General features: G+C 57.4%; 17 protein-coding genes. 2 read left to right on the top strand and 15 right to left on the bottom strand.

What is annotated here, in order from left to right; genetic code table 11:
• Positions 1-2 precede the first annotated feature (2 nt).
• The 10 genes from secG to yfcE all read right to left on the bottom strand — a co-directional run bounded on the left by secG (position 3) and on the right by yfcE (position 8,506).
• Entirely contained in the window at positions 3-233 is a 231-nt protein-coding gene (gene secG / locus CLOEV_RS02630) for a preprotein translocase subunit SecG (protein ID WP_008709637.1), read from the bottom strand.
• Between the two features lie 61 nt (positions 234-294).
• The gene (gene rdgB, locus CLOEV_RS02625) at positions 295-900 is read right to left on the bottom strand and encodes an RdgB/HAM1 family non-canonical purine NTP pyrophosphatase (protein WP_008709636.1); all 606 of its coding nucleotides are present in this window, start codon (positions 898-900) and stop codon (positions 295-297) included.
• Complete coding sequence (rph, locus tag CLOEV_RS02620) at positions 891-1,655, bottom strand: ribonuclease PH (protein WP_034441767.1); 765 nt, start codon at positions 1,653-1,655, stop codon at positions 891-893. Before rph ends, rdgB begins: the two co-directional genes overlap by 10 nt.
• 1 nt (position 1,656) lies before the next feature.
• Complete coding sequence (locus CLOEV_RS02615) at positions 1,657-2,520, bottom strand: GerMN domain-containing protein (RefSeq protein WP_034441764.1); 864 nt, start codon at positions 2,518-2,520, stop codon at positions 1,657-1,659.
• 40 nt (positions 2,521-2,560) lie between these two features.
• Positions 2,561-3,895, bottom strand: a complete 1,335-nt coding sequence (locus CLOEV_RS15720) for an N-acetylmuramoyl-L-alanine amidase family protein (protein WP_008709633.1) — start codon at positions 3,893-3,895, stop codon at positions 2,561-2,563.
• A complete protein-coding gene (locus CLOEV_RS02605) occupies positions 3,873-5,234 on the bottom strand; it encodes a TldD/PmbA family protein (protein ID WP_008709631.1) in 1,362 nt (453 codons plus the stop codon). Before CLOEV_RS02605 ends, CLOEV_RS15720 begins: the two co-directional genes overlap by 23 nt.
• Positions 5,231-6,271, bottom strand: a complete 1,041-nt coding sequence (locus CLOEV_RS02600) for a threonine aldolase family protein (protein WP_008709629.1) — start codon at positions 6,269-6,271, stop codon at positions 5,231-5,233. The genes CLOEV_RS02605 and CLOEV_RS02600 overlap by 4 nt, the downstream gene beginning before the upstream one ends.
• Before the next feature lie 46 nt (positions 6,272-6,317).
• Complete coding sequence (locus CLOEV_RS02595) at positions 6,318-7,142, bottom strand: PHP domain-containing protein (protein ID WP_008709627.1); 825 nt, start codon at positions 7,140-7,142, stop codon at positions 6,318-6,320.
• Positions 7,129-7,947: a GAF domain-containing protein gene (locus CLOEV_RS02590; protein ID WP_008709626.1), complete on the bottom strand. Its 819-nt coding sequence runs from the start codon at positions 7,945-7,947 to the stop codon at positions 7,129-7,131. Before CLOEV_RS02590 ends, CLOEV_RS02595 begins: the two co-directional genes overlap by 14 nt.
• The gene (gene yfcE, locus CLOEV_RS02585; RefSeq protein WP_008709625.1) at positions 7,934-8,506 is read right to left on the bottom strand and encodes a phosphodiesterase; all 573 of its coding nucleotides are present in this window, start codon (positions 8,504-8,506) and stop codon (positions 7,934-7,936) included. Before yfcE ends, CLOEV_RS02590 begins: the two co-directional genes overlap by 14 nt.
• Before the next feature lie 86 nt (positions 8,507-8,592).
• Here yfcE and CLOEV_RS02580 point away from each other — a divergent pair, with 86 nt between their 5' ends.
• On the top strand, positions 8,593-8,961 hold the full coding sequence (locus CLOEV_RS02580; RefSeq protein WP_008709624.1) for a hypothetical protein: 369 nt from the start codon (positions 8,593-8,595) through the stop codon (positions 8,959-8,961).
• Positions 8,962-9,399: a YaiI/YqxD family protein gene (locus CLOEV_RS02575; protein WP_008709623.1), complete on the top strand. Its 438-nt coding sequence runs from the start codon at positions 8,962-8,964 to the stop codon at positions 9,397-9,399.
• A gap of 101 nt (positions 9,400-9,500) precedes the next feature.
• Here the strand turns inward: CLOEV_RS02575 and CLOEV_RS02570 are convergent, their stop codons facing one another.
• The 5 genes from CLOEV_RS02570 to CLOEV_RS02550 are packed head-to-tail and all read right to left on the bottom strand — an operon-like array spanning position 9,501 to position 15,550.
• Positions 9,501-9,968 (bottom strand): DUF6672 family protein, encoded by a 468-nt coding sequence (locus CLOEV_RS02570; protein WP_008709622.1) that lies wholly within the window; start codon positions 9,966-9,968, stop codon positions 9,501-9,503.
• Complete coding sequence (locus tag CLOEV_RS02565; protein ID WP_008709619.1) at positions 9,968-11,068, bottom strand: ABC transporter permease; 1,101 nt, start codon at positions 11,066-11,068, stop codon at positions 9,968-9,970. The genes CLOEV_RS02570 and CLOEV_RS02565 overlap by 1 nt, the downstream gene beginning before the upstream one ends.
• Positions 11,068-12,114 (bottom strand): ABC transporter permease subunit, encoded by a 1,047-nt coding sequence (locus tag CLOEV_RS02560; RefSeq protein ID WP_008709618.1) that lies wholly within the window; start codon positions 12,112-12,114, stop codon positions 11,068-11,070. The genes CLOEV_RS02565 and CLOEV_RS02560 overlap by 1 nt, the downstream gene beginning before the upstream one ends.
• Positions 12,114-13,733, bottom strand: a complete 1,620-nt coding sequence (locus tag CLOEV_RS02555; RefSeq protein WP_008709617.1) for a sugar ABC transporter ATP-binding protein — start codon at positions 13,731-13,733, stop codon at positions 12,114-12,116. Before CLOEV_RS02555 ends, CLOEV_RS02560 begins: the two co-directional genes overlap by 1 nt.
• Before the next feature lie 17 nt (positions 13,734-13,750).
• Positions 13,751-15,550, bottom strand: coding sequence for a M24 family metallopeptidase (locus tag CLOEV_RS02550; protein WP_008709616.1), 1,800 nt, complete (start codon positions 15,548-15,550; stop codon positions 13,751-13,753).
• Between the last annotated feature and the right edge of the window lie 45 nt (positions 15,551-15,595).

The following is a 15,595-nucleotide window of genomic DNA, read 5'->3' as shown; positions in this document are numbered from 1 at the left end:
CGCTATCTGACTACTACCTGAAGTATTGAAATGACCATGAAAGCCCCCATCAGCACCGCCGTGACCTTCGTAAGGCCGGACATGCGCTGCCAGGTGCCGTTATTCATATCGGCCTGCGTTCCGCCGCCGCCGAACGCGCCGGTGAAGCCGCCGGATTTTCTGTGCTGCATCAGCACGACAGTGATGAGTGCGAGACAAACAAGGATGTGAATTATTCCAAGAAGAATTTTCACAAACCACACCTCCAAAATTTTCTAAATAAAGAGGCAAAAGCCGCAGCTTCGCCCTAGTATTTTACATACCACGTACAGCGTATGATTGTACCACAGGTATGAGCATTTCGGCTATACCTTTTACGGCCATTGCGCGGTGAGAAATTTTATTTTTTATTTCGCCGCCAAGTTCGGCAAAGGTCTTGTCGAAACCGTCCGGGACAAAGATGGGGTCATAGCCGAAGCCGGACTCCCCCGCCGGTTCGCGCGTTATCTGTCCGGGACAGTATTTTGTGACCGTGAGCGGCTCCTTTTTATCCGGAAAGACCACCGCGATGGCACAGGCGAAACGCCCGCGGCGGTCGCTCTTGTCTTTCATCTCGCCAAGCAGCCAGTACATGCGGTCGCTGTCGCTGCCCTCGACTGCGCGCGCGGAATGTATCCCCGGCCTGCCGCCGAGGGCCTCCGCCTCGAGGCCGCTGTCGTCAGCCAGCGCCGGCAGGCCGGTCGCCTCCGCCCACGCCCTGGCCTTGAGCAGCGCGTTTTCCGCATAGCTTTCTCCCGTCTCGTCCACGTCAAGCGGTTTTTCAAAATCTCCGCCGAAGAGCAGCTCTATCCCCAAAGGTTCAAGCTGGGCCTTCATCTCGCGGTATTTGCCCCTGTTGGTGCTCGCAAGTATCATCTGCATTTTTCAAACAGCTCTCTCTCTTCTTCGCTGAGTGCAAGGATTTCGCGCTGCCTCTGCTGTATCTCCGAGATGCCGCTCCAGCCGAGGTCTATTATCTGCGCAAGTTCCGTATATGAGAAAGAACCGCCCTCTCCCGTGCCCTGCAGCTCGATAAAGTCCCCGGCGCCGGTCATGACAAGGTTCGCGTCGACCTCCGCCGTGGAGTCCTCTTCGTAGCAAAGGTCCAGCATCGGCGCGCCCGCGACTTTGCCGACGCTGACAGCGGCGATCTGATTTTTCAGCGGTATGGAAACGATCCTGCCGTTCGCGCGAAGCCAGCGCAGCGCGTCGAAGAGCGCGATGAACCCCGCCGTGATGGAGGCCGTGCGCGTGCCGCCGTCGGCCTGGAGCACATCGCAGTCTATAGTTATCGTCCGCTCTCCAAGCTTGGGCATATCCACCGCCGCGCGCAGGGAGCGGCCGATAAGGCGCTGTATCTCGCTGCCGCGCGCGTTCTGTTTTCCCCTGCTGATGTCCCGCGGGCTGCGCTGGTGGGTCGCCCGCGGGAGCATCGCATATTCCGCGGTTATCCAGCCGCTGCCGGAGGCGCGCATGAAGGGGGGGACTTTTTCGTCGACCGAGGCGGTGCAGAGAACATGGGTGTTGCCCCATCTGACAAGCGCCGACCCCTCGGCGTAACGGCTGACGGCGCGCTCAAAGGTTATCGGGCGCAGCGTCTCCACGCCGCGCCCGTCTATGCGGATCAATTCTGTCATCTTAATTGGTCCTTTCCCAGGGCTGGGTGAGGTCCACGGGATTTTTGTCGGTGATCTCCTTGGAGTTCACGTAGAATTTTACCTTTTTCAGCGGCGGGAAGTTTTCCTGTACCGTCTTGGTAAAGCCACTGAGCAGCTTCTCCGCCTTGGCCTTACCGAGGCTCTTGAGCGAGCTCTGGAAGGTGGGCGTCATGTTGAGATAGAGCCAGTCGCCGCTCTGGAATATTTCGTTTATGGAGACCGCCGGGTCGAGCGCCTTCGTCTCTTTCAGGCTGTCAACGTACATCGACATCACCTTCGCGATGTCTTCTTCCCTCGTGCCGCCGCCGGTTATATCGATGCCGCGGCTCTGGAAGCCCTCTCCGTCGGGCAGATAGAGGGTATATTTCGTATTGGAGGCGGCAGTCTCCTCCGTCGCCGCTGATTCTTTGACCTCGGAGCCCGTGCCGTAGACGCTGCCTATACGCTCGCCGCCCTTTTTGTCGGACCAGCTGAAGAAGTAGTTGGTGGCGAGGTAGCCGCAGGCAAAGAGGATGATCATCAGCGCGATCCAGGCGAAGACGCGAACGACTTTGGGAGCCTTGGAGCCGTAATTTTCTTCTTCCTCTTCTTCGTAATCCTCTTCCTCTTTTATACGCTTATTGCCGCGGCCCCGGCGCAGGATGTTCTGCTCGTCCTCTTCCTCCATCTCGCGCTCGCGCAGTGATTTGCGCTGGCGCGGCGCGCGCGGCTCTTCGAGGGCCTCTTCCATCTCCTCCTCGCGCTCCTTGATGACCCCGCGGCGGCGCACGGACGGCGAGTCATAGCTTTCATCCTTTTTATCGCGGATCACAAAATGCCGCTGTCTTCCCTCAGAATCTCTCATCAGCAGTCCTCCCTATGGCTCTCTTTCGTGTCAAAAACCGTCATCTCTGCGTGGGATGCTCCTTTATATACTGCACGATCCCCTGCGCGATACTGCGGCAGAGCGCCTCCCTGTATGAGGCGGAGTTGAGTTTTCTCGCCTCCGCCGCGTTCGTAAGATATCCCATTTCCACCAGCACGGCCGGCATCCCCGCGCCGCGCAGTACGAAGAAGGGAGCCTGGGCCACCTTTCGCATCGGCATCGAGCCGGCTTTCGCCGCCTTGTGCATCACCTCTGCCAGCGTCGTGCTTTCGTTTATTTTATCATTTTGCTGCATGTCGCCCAATATCTTCAGCAGCAGCTGCGTCTTTTTGTCGGCGCGCTGCGCCTCGGCGGCGCTGTCGACGCCGGCGGAAATTTCTTTGTTTTCCGCGATGGCCAGGTTCATCGCGTCTTTGTCCGAGGGAAGGGCCATGATGTAATATTCAAGCCCGGCGACGCTTGACCGGCCTTTGGGCATCGCGTTGCAATGGAGGCTGACAAAGACGTCTGCGTCGTTTTTATTCGCGAAGGCGGTACGCTCCGCAAGTTTCAGATAGACATCGGTTCTGCGCGTCAGCCTCGCGTCGATCCCGTACTGGCGCAATATCTCGCCAAGCTCGATCGCCGCCTTGAGGTTGACGTCCTTCTCCCTCACGCCGTTTGCCGCGGCTCCGGGATCGTGCCCTCCGTGTCCCGCGTCTACGACGACGACGGGGCGTTTATTCCCGCTGAAGGTCGCGACCGGAGCGGCGGGCGTGTACTTTTCCTCCGGCTCCCCCTTCTGCGCCGCCGGGGGCTGGGCCGGCTCGGCGGAAGGGATCTTCACGACCGGCCTTTTTTCAGGTTCGGCCGGTTTTTCCTCAACCGGCCGCTGCGGCTCCGAAACCTTTGGCTGGACGGGCGGCTGCGGGGCCGCCGAAGGTTCGCCCCAGCGGAAGGCCGAAGGTTTGCCTATCGCGGCGTAGAAGTAACCGAACGCGGCGGCCACCGATTTCGCATCTCCCCACCAATGTCCGTCCGTGTTGCTCACCGGCAGCGGGAAGCTGATTATGCTTCCGGCGGCGCGGACCACATTCGAGGCGTTCCAGAATTCGATCTTCTTCCCCTCAAGAACCACTATTATAGAGGAGGCGTCCACCTTCGGGATGAAACCCAGCGACGAGACGACCTCGTCAATGGCGACCTCCTGTATCGTTCCGTTCCGGCGCGCCGCGACGTCGCCCTTTTTAACCTCCCCGTTCCAGAAAGAGAGCGTCTCCGCGGCGAAGGCGCAGGAGGCCGAAAGGATGAAGAGCGACGCAAAAACCGCTATGAGCCCTGTGAATATCCTATTATTTACCCGCAATGACAACATTCTCAACCACCAGTGTAGGGGCCGCCACCGAACCGGAATATTTCAGGTCGGAGGCCGCCGCCGAGATATTTCTCATAAATTCTAACAGATTGGACGCCATTGTGACACCGCTCACCGGCGTTGTGATCTCGCCGTTCTCTATGCGGTGCCCCTTGGCGCCGATAGAAAAATCGCCGCTGATCGGGTCGATGGTGTGCAGCCCCATGAACTCCGTTACGTACATGCCGTTTGTGATCCGCGCACGCAGCGCGTCGGGGCTTTCCGTCCCCGCCGCGAACACGAGGTTCGTCGTTCCCACATCGGGCAGGGACGACATCCCGCGCGAGCAGTTGCCGGTTGAGCTTACGCCGTCTTTTATGGCATACTGCAAATTATAGAGGAAGGCGTTGGCCTCTCCGTTTTTTATCAGCTCCGTGCGACCGGTCGGGACACCTTCGGAATCCCACGACGAACTGCCGGGCTTCCACGGGATGCGCCCATCGTCCGTAAGGTTGACGCAGGGAGAGGCGACGAGCTCGCCAAGACGCCCCTTCATCATCGAACGTCCCCGGTGCACGTCGGAGGCGCAGAAAAGGCCGCCGATAACGTCTACGAGAGAGGCCGCCGTCTCCGGTTCTATCATGATGGTGTAGCTCCCCGTCGCGAGCTGTCTGCCGCCAAGCGAGGCGACTGTCTGCTCCACCGCCGTGCGCGCGCTCTTTATTATGTCCAGCTCGTCCAGGCGCAGCGCTTCCATTCCGTAACCGCCCATCTCGGTGGACTCGCCGGACTGGGCGAGCACCATGACGCCACAGTTGGCGCTGGAGCCCTCCTCCCAGCCGCAAAGCCCCTTGGTCGTGGCAAAGAAGGAAGCACCCCATCCGTCTCTCCATGAGGCGGAGCGCACGGAGACGATGCGGCTGTCGAGCGACCGCGCCTCCCGCGTCATTTCGAGACAATATTTCATGCGGTCTGCTGCGGTGATCTCACGTATCCGCCTGTCCTCGGCGTCAAGCTCCCGACAGCGCACAAGCGGCCCTTCGTAGAGGGTGATGCCCTCCTCCGGCTCGGATGCCAGCGCGTTATGCAGGCTCCACTCAACAAGAGAGTCGACGGACGCTTTGTCTAGCCGGCTGCCATAGGCGATCCCCTGACGTCCGTCCGACATTATCGTCCTGATGCCGATGCCGGCAGAGGAGCCGGAGGCGCATTCCTCCGTCTCTCCGTCTTTAAGAGTCAGCCCGCTGCCGCTGCCCTCGCTGTAAAGGAGGTCCGCTCCCCAGGCGCCGCTCTTTGCCGCAAGGTCGAGCGCATGGGCGGCAAGGGCCTCTACTTCATCGTGCGGAAGAAACTTTATCACGCCGAAAGGACCTCCAGAATTATCGCGGCGGCGCGCTCCACATCTTCGCGGCCAACGTCCAGATGTGTGACGAAACGCGCGCGGCGCGGCGATATCATATGCGCGAGCAGCCCCTTTTCAAGACACCTCGCCTCAAACTCGGCGTCGCTGACCTGCCCCTCCTTGAGGGGGAAGAATACCATATTCGTCATATTCGGCCTCTCCTCCACTTCGACGCCGCCCCTCTTCAGCATGTCGACGAGCAGCGCGGCGTTGGCGTGGTCTTCGGCAAGGCGAGCGACGTTGTTCTTCAGCGCGTAGAGCCCCGCGGCGGCGGCGATCCCAACCTGCCGCTGCGCGCCGCCAAGGCGCTTGCGCCACTTTTTCGCCCCCTCGATCAGCTCGCGCGATCCGCAGAGCATCGAACCGAGCGGCGCGCCCAGCCCCTTCGAGAGGCAAAACTGCACGGAATCAACTTCGTCGGCGTACTTTCTCACATCAACGCCGTGACGGACCGCGGCGTTGAAGATGCGCGCGCCGTCAAGATGGACATGAAAACCGAGCCGCCTGCCCTCGCGCGCCGTCAGAGCGAAACGCTCGGGAGGCACGGCGATGCCGCCGGTGTAGTTGTGCGTATTTTCAAGCGCAAGTATCGTCGTATCCGGATGGTGGATGTCGTTGTCGGCCCTGCTGGCCACGGCGAGCTCAGCGGGGTCGGGAATGCCGTCGTCGTCGCCGAGCGGATAGGGACAGAGCCCGGCGACGGCGGAAAAGCCGCCGACCTCGGCGCACCACACATGGGAACGCTTCCCCGCGAGCAGGCTTTCGCCGTGGCGTCCCACAGTTGTAAAGGCAAGAAGGTTGCCCATCGTTCCCGAGCAGGCAAAGAGAGCGTCCTCCTTCCCCGTTATCTCCGCCGCGTACTTACAGAGCGCGTTCGCGGAGGGATCGTCCCCGTAGATGTCGTCCCCGACCTCGGCGCCGGCGATGGCCCTGCGCATCTCCTCCGACGGTTTGGTAACGGTATCGCTTCTAAAATCCATTATTTTATGGTACATCTCATCTTCGACCTCCTGCCGATATTCGTCCGATAATCGTCATATTTTATCTTATCCCCAGCCTGGCCCACGGCAAAATATCATCGCTGACCGGCATGCCCAGCTCTATCCCCGGGCTGTTGCCGCCGTGAAAATCCGAGCCCGCCGTCGTGTACAGGCCGAACCGCCCCGCCATCTTCAAATGCCGGTAGGTCGTCTCCGGCGAATTTGCGCCGTAGATCGCCTCCATCCCCCAGAGCCCGGCATCCCTGAGCCTGCAAAGCAGCGCCGCCAATCCGTCGTCGTCCAGCCGGCACTGAAACGGGTGAGCGAGAACGGCCACGCCGCCCGCCTCGCGGATGAGCGAAATACATTCCTCGGCGGAGAGCCGCTCGCGCGAAACATAGGCGGCGGCCCCCCTCGCGAGGTACTTCGCGAAGGCCTCCGCCACGCTGCCCACATAGCCTTTATTTATCAAAAGCCGCGCTATATGCGGACGCGCGACCACCTCTCCGCCCGAAATTTCCCGCACCTCTTCGATGGTGACGCCAAGGCCGAGCGCGCGGAGCTTTTCGCACATCATGAGGTTGCGCGCGTCGCGCCGTCCGCGGATATAATCAAGCCGGCCTTCCAGCCTGCCCGCGCCCGGCGATATCCTGTAGCCCAATATATGGAGCGTGAAGGGGGCCTCAGCCGACAGCTCAATGCCGCAGAGCCCCTTGATCCCCTCTTTGGCGCAGGCCCTCATGAGCGGCCCCAGCCCGGCGGTCGTGTCATGATCGGTAAGAGAGAGCAGCGAAAGTCCGCGCCGCCGCGCCGCCGACACGAGCTGCTCCGGCGTGAAAGTACCGTCGGAATAACAGCTGTGCACATGCATATCAATCAGGATCATCTTCATCGGCCTCCCTTACGACGGCTTCGGAAGACTCAAACATATAGAGCTCGTGGCCGATGATCATCGCCGCGAGAGAGAGCTTCGCCACATCCTCCTCGCTGAAGGCGCCCGCCGTGCCGGCCTCAAGCTGAAGCACGCCGAGCTTTTCGCCCCGCGCCGTGATCGGGACCGAGATCAGCGAGAGCGCGTCGCGGTCCAGCGGCTGGTCGCGCCCGGTCGACACCCGGATAACGTTCATCGGACGCCCCGAGGCAAAGACCTTCCACGGAGTGCCGCCGTTTCTCTTAAGCGCGCGCCCCGGTACATCGAAATGGTCCGGCACATACAAACACCCCTCAATATCGGCGAGGACGATGAAAACCGCGGCCTCCGGCGCCATCTCCTGTATGCCGCGCCAGGCACTCTCAATTATAGAATCAAAATCCGGCGCTTTCGCGAGAGAGGCGGCAAAAGCTTCAAGCGAGGGAATGAGGCGGCTCGCACGGTCTCTGAAATAGAGCAGGTAGGCGCTCACCGCAAAAAAGAGCACGAAAAGCGACGCGATCTCCATCCATGTGAATACCCCGGCCACCGCGACCACGACGGAGGTGCCAGCACAGATCACGAGATTGGTCTTATACGACCAGCGACCAAACTCGTTCAGCCCTATAAATACCGACACCAGCACCGCCGTGAAAAAGGCGAATATCCCGAAGACGCAGCTGAAAGCGGAACCGGCCGCGAGGAAAACGAGCCAAAGCACCGACGTCCAAAACCTGCGCGGCCTGAACACCGGATACATCCCGCTCTTACCATCTTTCAAAGTGAAGTTCCCCTCCGTCAAGCGTCATTATCCTGATGCCCTCGTCGTCGAGCAGCGCGGCGCTCTCCGGGTCCCGCCCCTTGGGGATCGTCGTGGAGCCCGGATTGAGAAAAATGACGCCGCCTTCGCGCACAAGCGAGCCGACGTGAGTATGGCCGGATATCGCCAGATCCACCCCGTTATGGAGCGCCATCTCGCGCAGCAGCGGAAAATTGTCCCCGTGCATCATGAGTATCTTCTTGCCGCGCCATACCAGCGAGACATATTTCTCCATCTCGGGATCTAGCACCATGCGGTCGACGGCGGCGTCGCAGTTGCCCTCGGCGAGCAGCACCCGTCCCCCGTCCCGCTGAAAGCCGTTTATCGCCTCCAGCAGGTCCGCCGGGGTGTAGCCGCCGGGAATGCTGTTGCGCGGGCCGTGGTAAAGCACGTCCCCAGCGTGCAGGACAGTCCGCACCTCCGGGCCGAAAAGCGCGAGCGCCTTCTGCCAGGCGGGGAAACTTCCATGCGTATCGGAGAGGACGCCGATCTTTTTATCATCTATTGTTACAACGGACATAAAAATTCCATCCCTTCTCTCAAAGTGCTGATTTATATTATAATTCACAGCGGCATGAAAGACATACCGTTAAGGAGGGAATTTCTATGAATCTCGATATAAAAAATCTCGAAGACCAGGACATGAAACAGCTAGTGAAGTCCCTTGAACTTGTTTCCGCGCGCATATTCGACTCGGTGGTGAGGGTAAGCCAGCTCGCGGCCTCCAACACTCCCGAAATGCAGCAGCTCTTCTCCCAGTGGGTGGACTGCCTCGGCGACGCCATCATAAGCGCCGTGGAGAAAGAGGGCGGCCTCTATCCCGACGAGCTGGCGCAGAACATCGGCGTTACGCCCGCGACCATCATTTCACTCGCGCTCACCCTCCACCGGGAGGGACGCATCAAGATAACCGAGATAAAGGCCGAGCCGGCTTCGGGGGACAACACCGAGATCTGCGGCTGCATGAAGGGCTGAGTGCGGATAATAATCGACGCCGACGCCTGCCCGCGCGGCGCCTTTGAAGCGGCAGCGAAGACCGCCGCCGCGGCAAACGCGGAGCTGATAACCGTCGCAAACTTCAACCACGAGATCGCCTCGGAGCACCACATCACCGTGGGCGGAGATCCGCAGGAGGCGGACCTGAAGATAATAAACCTCGCGCGCGCCGGCGACATCGTCATAACGCAGGACATCGGCCTCGCCGCGATGGCGCTCGCAAAGGGCGCAAGAGCGCTCGGCCCCACGGGCTTCGAATACGTCGGGAAACAGATGGAGGCCAGCCTGGAAGAGCGCGAACTAAAGGCCAAGTACCGCCGCGCCGGCGGCCGCACAAAGGGCCCCGCGAAAAGGACGAAGGAGGACGACCGCCGCTTCACCGCAAAACTCGCGGAGATGACGAGGCGTGAAAAATAAAGGCAACAACTTGCCTAATGACCGATCCTCAAGAAGAAGCCGCCTGTATAAGCCAGGCGGCTTCTTCCCGCACTGCAAAACTATGGACATGTTTTTGCAAACTACATGCTCTCTTCCGCGTTTTCTTCGCTGTTGCCGTCATCCTGGGGCGCGTTAGTTTTCGGCAGCGGCAGCATCACGTCGGAGGCCTCCGCCACGACGGCCGGCAGCGAAAGCATCACGGAGGGAGATATACCCAGCGAGAGCGTCCTCTCGACCGTTTTTACGATTTCCTCGGTCTCTTCGTTGACGACCGCTATTTTTATTGTGTGACGCGGACCGCTAACCTTCGCCATATCGCGGTCGTCAGGATAAAACTCAAGCTCCGTTTCAGAATTTCCATCTATCGCAGCAGTCAGATATGGAATGGCCTCGTAGCACACGCCATCTATCACAACACTTTTATTATCTAATATGATGTCATGATCTTTCCCATAATAAAACAGGGCGCACCCCAGCAGGACCAACAACGCCGTCATGATGATACAGATCATTGTCTGCCTGCCCTTGATTTTTGTCGCTGACGACATTATGATTCCCCTCTCAGGCTCCTGCGAGCCTCGATTTTATTCCTCTGGCGTTTCCAAGCGTGCAGGACGAGCGCTAGGGCGATGATCCCATAGGAGACGAACACCCTGAAGTATTCTCCCAATTGTGCCTGCCCGATAAGTTCCTTTCCGGCCATAGGCGATACCAGGAACATCAGATGGAAAAGGACCACGCCGACAAAGACGTTGCTGATCGTGGCGCGGCTCACGGAGGCTCCGCCGATGAGTATGGCCGCTATCGCAAACATGCCGGCCTGTTCGTGGCTGTTGTATGTGTTCATCGTACCGATATTTTGCAGAAATATTATCTGCCCAAAACAGGCGAGCACCGTCGATATCAAAATGGCGATGATCCTCGTGCGTTCCACCGGGATTCCTGCGGATTCCGCCACCGCCATATTCTGCCCCAGCGCGCGCATATCCTGCCCCAGTTTCGTCCGCCTGAACCACACGATGAACACGCAGAAGAAACCGATCAAAATGAATGTGGCCAGCGGAACGTCTATACCATATACTTTGAGCGGGATCAGGTTGTCCAACACATGGCGGAGTCCGGTAAGATTGATTGCGTTGCGTATGCCGTACCCGCGCGACAACACAAGCTGCGGATTGGAAATGGGGAAAATTTTGCCCATGCCGTAGAGGACGACCATCTGGTAGATGCCGTTTATGAAGAAGCCGAGGATATATGACGTAACCATCTCCCTGCCCTTGGCCCGGTTCAAAACCGCGCCGCAGATACACCCCAGCACTATCGCTATCGGCATTCCCACCAACGCCGCCAACAGCATCCCATAACAGCCTGATACGGCCCAATCCGTCACAAAGATCATGCCTATCTGCCCGGCCATGGCGCCGAGCACCATTCCAAAATTGAGCCCCATGCCGGCAAAGATCGGTATCAGCAGCGACAGCACTAGAAAAGAATTTCTGGCCAGGCGCGTAAGCATCTCCTGAATGAGATAAACGGCAGAAAAACCTGAAAGAGGGATGGCGACCACGGAGAGCCCCAGAAAAACTATCGGCACCGCGTAATCGGCAAGGAGGTCTTTTGCGCAGCGCCCTTTCATTTTATTTGCCATCAGCGTTTCACCTTCACTTTCCGCGTAAGCGCATAAAGTATCATGCCGTTGCTGACTATTATGCGTATGACCTCCGACATGTCAGTCTGCATCACGCTGTTGATGACTGACGGGGTCATGGTAAGTATCCCCTGGAACAGAAATGTTCCGACAACGACGTTTACGATCGTGGCCTTATTGACGGAAGCCCCTCCCAGAAGTATCGCGGCCACCGCCGGGAATGCCATGTAGAAAGGTCCCATATAGAGCTGAATGAAGCCAAAGCTCTGCTCGTATACCAGGATTCCCAAAGCGCCGAGGAGCGTAGAGAGAATGACAGATATCGTACGCATCCGATCCACATTTATCCCCGAAGCCCTGGCAAATTCCGGGTTGGAGCCTACCGCCGTCATCGCCGTGCCCGTCTTCGTGTGAAAAAACCCATGGACGGTCAGGGCCGTCAGGATGAAAAATATATACATACCGACAGGGAAGTAAAAAAATTCCCCAATCTGTATATGCAGGTATTTGCTCAGCGCGTTGAGCCAGAAGCCTTCCACGCTGATGGTGGTCCTGAGTCCAGATCCTCCGTACCCCCATATCATCGTGGGGCTGGTATAAGGCAGCAGCAGCCATGCGATGCACATCAGCGCCACAGATGAAAAACCTACGTAGGTGGCGATCATCATTTCATCGCCCTTGACCCGATTCAGGAGCTGTCCGTAAAGCCATCCGAACGCCGCCGCGATGGGGGCGGCGATGCCGATGGCCGCCAGGAACCCAGCCGGCCCTGCGACGCCTAATTGAATCGAAGTCACCGCTCCAAGCAGGCCGGCGATGATGCCGAGAGGAAGGCCGAAGTTTAGGCCGCAGCCTGACTGGACCATCGGGACCATGGCAAGTACGAGTATGCCGTTCATGCCCACGCGCACCAACGTGTCGGATAGGGACGCGTCTATGCGCACGCCGACGAACGGCGCAGCGATAAAAAGGGAGAGCAGGAAAAGCGCGATGATGATCCGCGGCCAACCTGCGCTCTCTATAAAACTTCTCAATTTATCATTCATCACGCCACCTGACTTTCTGGCGAACCAACGCCTGCGTGTCCCAACATCATGAGACCAAATTCTTCCGCCGGCGATTGCGCGGGGAGTATCCCGGACACTGTTCCTTCGTTGACGACCGCGATACGGTCGCAGACGGACCTCAGCTCTTCCAGTTCCGAAGAGGTCATGATAATCGTCGTGCCATGTTTTTCATTGGCCTCGCGCAAAGTATCGAGCACCAGTTTTTTCGCGCCCACATCTATCCCGCGCGTCGGCTCGGAAACAAACAAAATATCGGGGGCTACGGCAAATGCTTTTGCCAGGCAAACCTTTTGCTGGTTGCCGCCCGAAAGCTCGATCGCCCTCTGTTTAGGGCCGGTACAGCGTATTTTCAGCGAACTTATATACTCCCGCGTGCATTTTTCTATTGCCCGGTCGTCCCTCCATTTGACCAAACCGCTTAAAAAGCTTCTCAAGAATTTTTCCTGCACCTGTAAAGCCGTGAAGGCGATATTCCAGTCAATCCCCTCTTTCAGCAGGAGACCGACTCCGCGGCGATCCTCGGAAACAAAGGCCATGCCTTCTTTTAACGAAGCCTGGGGATCGTTGAGTACTATCTCTTTGCCGCGTAGGTAAACCTTTCCTCCCGCCGCGCAAAGTCCCATAATGCCGTTGGAGATGCCGACCTTCCCTTGTCCGGCAAGACCTCCGATACCAAATATTTCGCCCTCATGTATTTCAAGGGAGGCGTCGCGGACAGTCTCTCCCGGCATATCGACCCAAAGGTGTTCCGTTTTCAGCAGCACGCCGCCGATCGTGCGAGTTCTCTCTTTCGCGGAAATGTCTTCCGCACCGTCAGTTTTGCGCTCTACCATCCAGCTTGCTATCTGACGCACGCTGGAGTTTGCCGCCGGCGATTCCTTGATTACGCGCCCGTCACGCAGGACCACGAATTTATCGCACAGTTCTATGATCTCCTGCAGTCTGTGAGAGATAAAAATAATCGCGATGCCCTGGCCGGCAAGGGCTTTGAGCGCGGAAATGAGCACCTCCGCCTCCGATTCGGCAAGCACGGCCGTAGGCTCGTCTAAAACGAGCAGGCGCGTTTTGCTGCGGTCTATCTCCCTGGCTATTTCGGTAAATTGTTTATGGCCGACCGACATCTCGCTTATGAGCGTATCCGCCTTCAGATCCACGCCCAGGGTACGGATGGCGCTTTCGGCCCTTTTTTTCATATCGGCTCTGTCAAGCGTCTTCAAACGGTCGCCGAAGACCTCCACCAGCGGGTTATATTTTGTCGATTCGCGGTTGAGCAGGATGTTTTCCGTCGCGCTGAAGCCTGGTATAAGGGAAAATTCCTGATGCACCATGCCGATACCCGCATTAAGCGCGTCTGTCGGATCTTTAAAGCAGACCTCTTCGCCATCCATAACGATCTTGCCGGTATAACCTCCCGTTTGGTGAATTACAGGCATACCAAAGAGAATGTTCATAAGCGTTGATTTGCCGGCGCCGTTTTCTCCGACCAATCCCATGATTTCACCCTCTTTCAGGGAGAAAGTGACATCCTGAAGGACACAATTTCCAAAGTAATCTTTCCCTATGTTTTCTATTCTCAGCAGAGGAGCTTTCTCGGACATTTTACTCACCTCTTTCGTTACATTTCCGCCGTCTCGTTTTTGAGCCATGCTTTTTCCTCGGCGTTAAGGCATGGCGACAGTATTACGTATGTTTTCCTGTGATACGCGTTAAGCCATTCAAGCTCTTCTTCGGTCAGCATCTCTTTGACTATCGCGCCGCGTTCAAATGGACAATAAGTGAGCGTCTCAAATTTTAAGAAACGGCCGAATTCATTGACGCAATCCTCGCGGACCATGATATTATTTTCAAGGCGGACTCCGAACCTGCCCTTCTTATATACCCCTGGTTCGTTTGAAAAGAGCATGCCAACGTCAAGCGGGACAGTCATCGCATACGGAAAAAGCGGGCTGAATTCGCTCACGATCTTGCACGGCCCTTCATGAATGTCAAGACAATAGCCTATACCATGCCCCGTGCCGGTGTCATAGTTCATGCGTCTGCGCCACTGGTGCGATTTCACGATGCCGTCAATGACGAAACCGGTAGTCCCAAAGGGGAAAACAAGAGTGGCGAGAGATATATGGGCTTTGAGCACGTTGGTATAATCGCGGCGCATCTCATCGCTTAAGGGGCCGATCTGGATCGTGCGCGTTATATCGGTGCTGCCGGTGTAATAATGCGCGCAAAGGTCAAAGAGCAGAAAACCATTGGGCTCAATTGCCCGACTGGCGCCTTGCCGCGGTTTATAGTGAGGCAGGGCCGCGTTCTCCGAAACCGCTACGATCGGCACATTCGCCGGACGCATAAAAAGCGGATCCATGGCGCGAAATTCATTGACCTTTTGTCCAATGCCATATTCGTCCATAGCGCTCTTGCCGACATTTTCCTTGATATATTTTATGAGGCGGCAGAGAGCGACGCATTCCTTGATATTGCTGAGGCGTATATTCTCACGTTCGGCTTCGCTTTTTTTCGATTTTATCGACGTGATCAAGTCGATGCCCTCTACTACGGAGGATTTCTGCGGCAGCGAATCACAGAGCCGCGCGGAAGTTTTGTACCTATCCAAATACACCCTTTTTCCCACGGTTTCAACCGCGGCCAGGGCAAATATGTCATTTAGCCCGCAGAGTCTGAAGCCGTCGCTCTTTAACTTCTCCGCGATATCCGCGCCGACCTTGGAAAGCTCCGCGCAGAGCCAAATATTTTCTTCCGTAAATAAAAGGTAGGAGTGAAAGAGCGGGTATATCGGATTGTCGCCGCCGCGCAGATTGGTCAGCCAGGCGACGGCGTCCAGAGAAGAGGCGATATAGCAGTCGGCTTGTTTCTCCCTCATCTTTGCCCGAACTGATTCGGCCTTTGCTTTTCTTGAAACACCAGCGTAAGCGTCGGCAAGTTCGAATAAAGGTTCACGCGATATTGGCGGACGCTCTTTCCAAAATTCTCCTACATAATCATCGTAGTCGTCTATTTTTATATTTTTCAAGGCAAGTTTTTGAGAAACAGAGTTATATTCAGCCGCGGATATCAGGCTCTTATCGACAACCGCCGTTTCCCCGTCTTTTATATGGCCGCATATCCACTGCGTATAATCAGGGGCGTCAGGATCGGAAGAGATGTAAATTTCCACATCTTTCCCCTCAAGCTCTCTCTGCGCTTGCAGGAGGTATCTGCCGTCCGTCCATAAAGCGGCGGCATCTGCCGATATTATGCAGATGGCAAGACTGCCGGAGAAGCCGGTGAGCCACTGTACCGTTTTCCAGTGAGCCGAGACCGACGGGCTCTGGTGCGGATCAGCCGAGGGCAGCACAACGGCTCCCACGCCGTTCCCTCTCATTTTTTCACGTATGACACCAAGTTTACCTAAAAAGTCCATGGATTTTCCTCCCAAATAGGAGCCGCGTTGAATAAAGCTAAGGAA

This window comes from Cloacibacillus evryensis DSM 19522, assembly GCF_000585335.1.
Lineage (GTDB): Bacteria > Synergistota > Synergistia > Synergistales > Synergistaceae > Cloacibacillus > Cloacibacillus evryensis.
The sequence above is the reverse complement of the archived record's forward strand: the minus strand, read 5'-3'. Positions and strand labels throughout refer to the sequence as shown.

What these genes read in the sequence shown, in the direction of transcription:
- CLOEV_RS02560 (WP_008709618.1), bottom strand. Translation starts at nt 12,114, where the DNA reads ATGAATGATAAATTGAGAAGTTTTATAGAGAGCGCAGGTTGGCCGCGG.
- CLOEV_RS02580 (WP_008709624.1), top strand. Translation starts at nt 8,593, where the DNA reads ATGAATCTCGATATAAAAAATCTCGAAGACCAGGACATGAAACAGCTA.
- CLOEV_RS02595 (WP_008709627.1), bottom strand. Translation starts at nt 7,142, where the DNA reads ATGATCCTGATTGATATGCATGTGCACAGCTGTTATTCCGACGGTACT.
- CLOEV_RS02565 (WP_008709619.1), bottom strand. Translation starts at nt 11,068, where the DNA reads ATGGCAAATAAAATGAAAGGGCGCTGCGCAAAAGACCTCCTTGCCGAT.
- CLOEV_RS02555 (WP_008709617.1), bottom strand. Translation starts at nt 13,733, where the DNA reads ATGTCCGAGAAAGCTCCTCTGCTGAGAATAGAAAACATAGGGAAAGAT.
- rdgB (WP_008709636.1), bottom strand. Translation starts at nt 900, where the DNA reads ATGCAGATGATACTTGCGAGCACCAACAGGGGCAAATACCGCGAGATG.
- yfcE (WP_008709625.1), bottom strand. Translation starts at nt 8,506, where the DNA reads ATGTCCGTTGTAACAATAGATGATAAAAAGATCGGCGTCCTCTCCGAT.
- rph (WP_034441767.1), bottom strand. Translation starts at nt 1,655, where the DNA reads ATGACAGAATTGATCCGCATAGACGGGCGCGGCGTGGAGACGCTGCGC.
- CLOEV_RS02600 (WP_008709629.1), bottom strand. Translation starts at nt 6,271, where the DNA reads ATGTACCATAAAATAATGGATTTTAGAAGCGATACCGTTACCAAACCG.
- CLOEV_RS02550 (WP_008709616.1), bottom strand. Translation starts at nt 15,550, where the DNA reads ATGGACTTTTTAGGTAAACTTGGTGTCATACGTGAAAAAATGAGAGGG.
- CLOEV_RS15720 (WP_008709633.1), bottom strand. Translation starts at nt 3,895, where the DNA reads ATGTTGTCATTGCGGGTAAATAATAGGATATTCACAGGGCTCATAGCG.
- CLOEV_RS02570 (WP_008709622.1), bottom strand. Translation starts at nt 9,968, where the DNA reads ATGTCGTCAGCGACAAAAATCAAGGGCAGGCAGACAATGATCTGTATC.
- CLOEV_RS02615 (WP_034441764.1), bottom strand. Translation starts at nt 2,520, where the DNA reads ATGAGAGATTCTGAGGGAAGACAGCGGCATTTTGTGATCCGCGATAAA.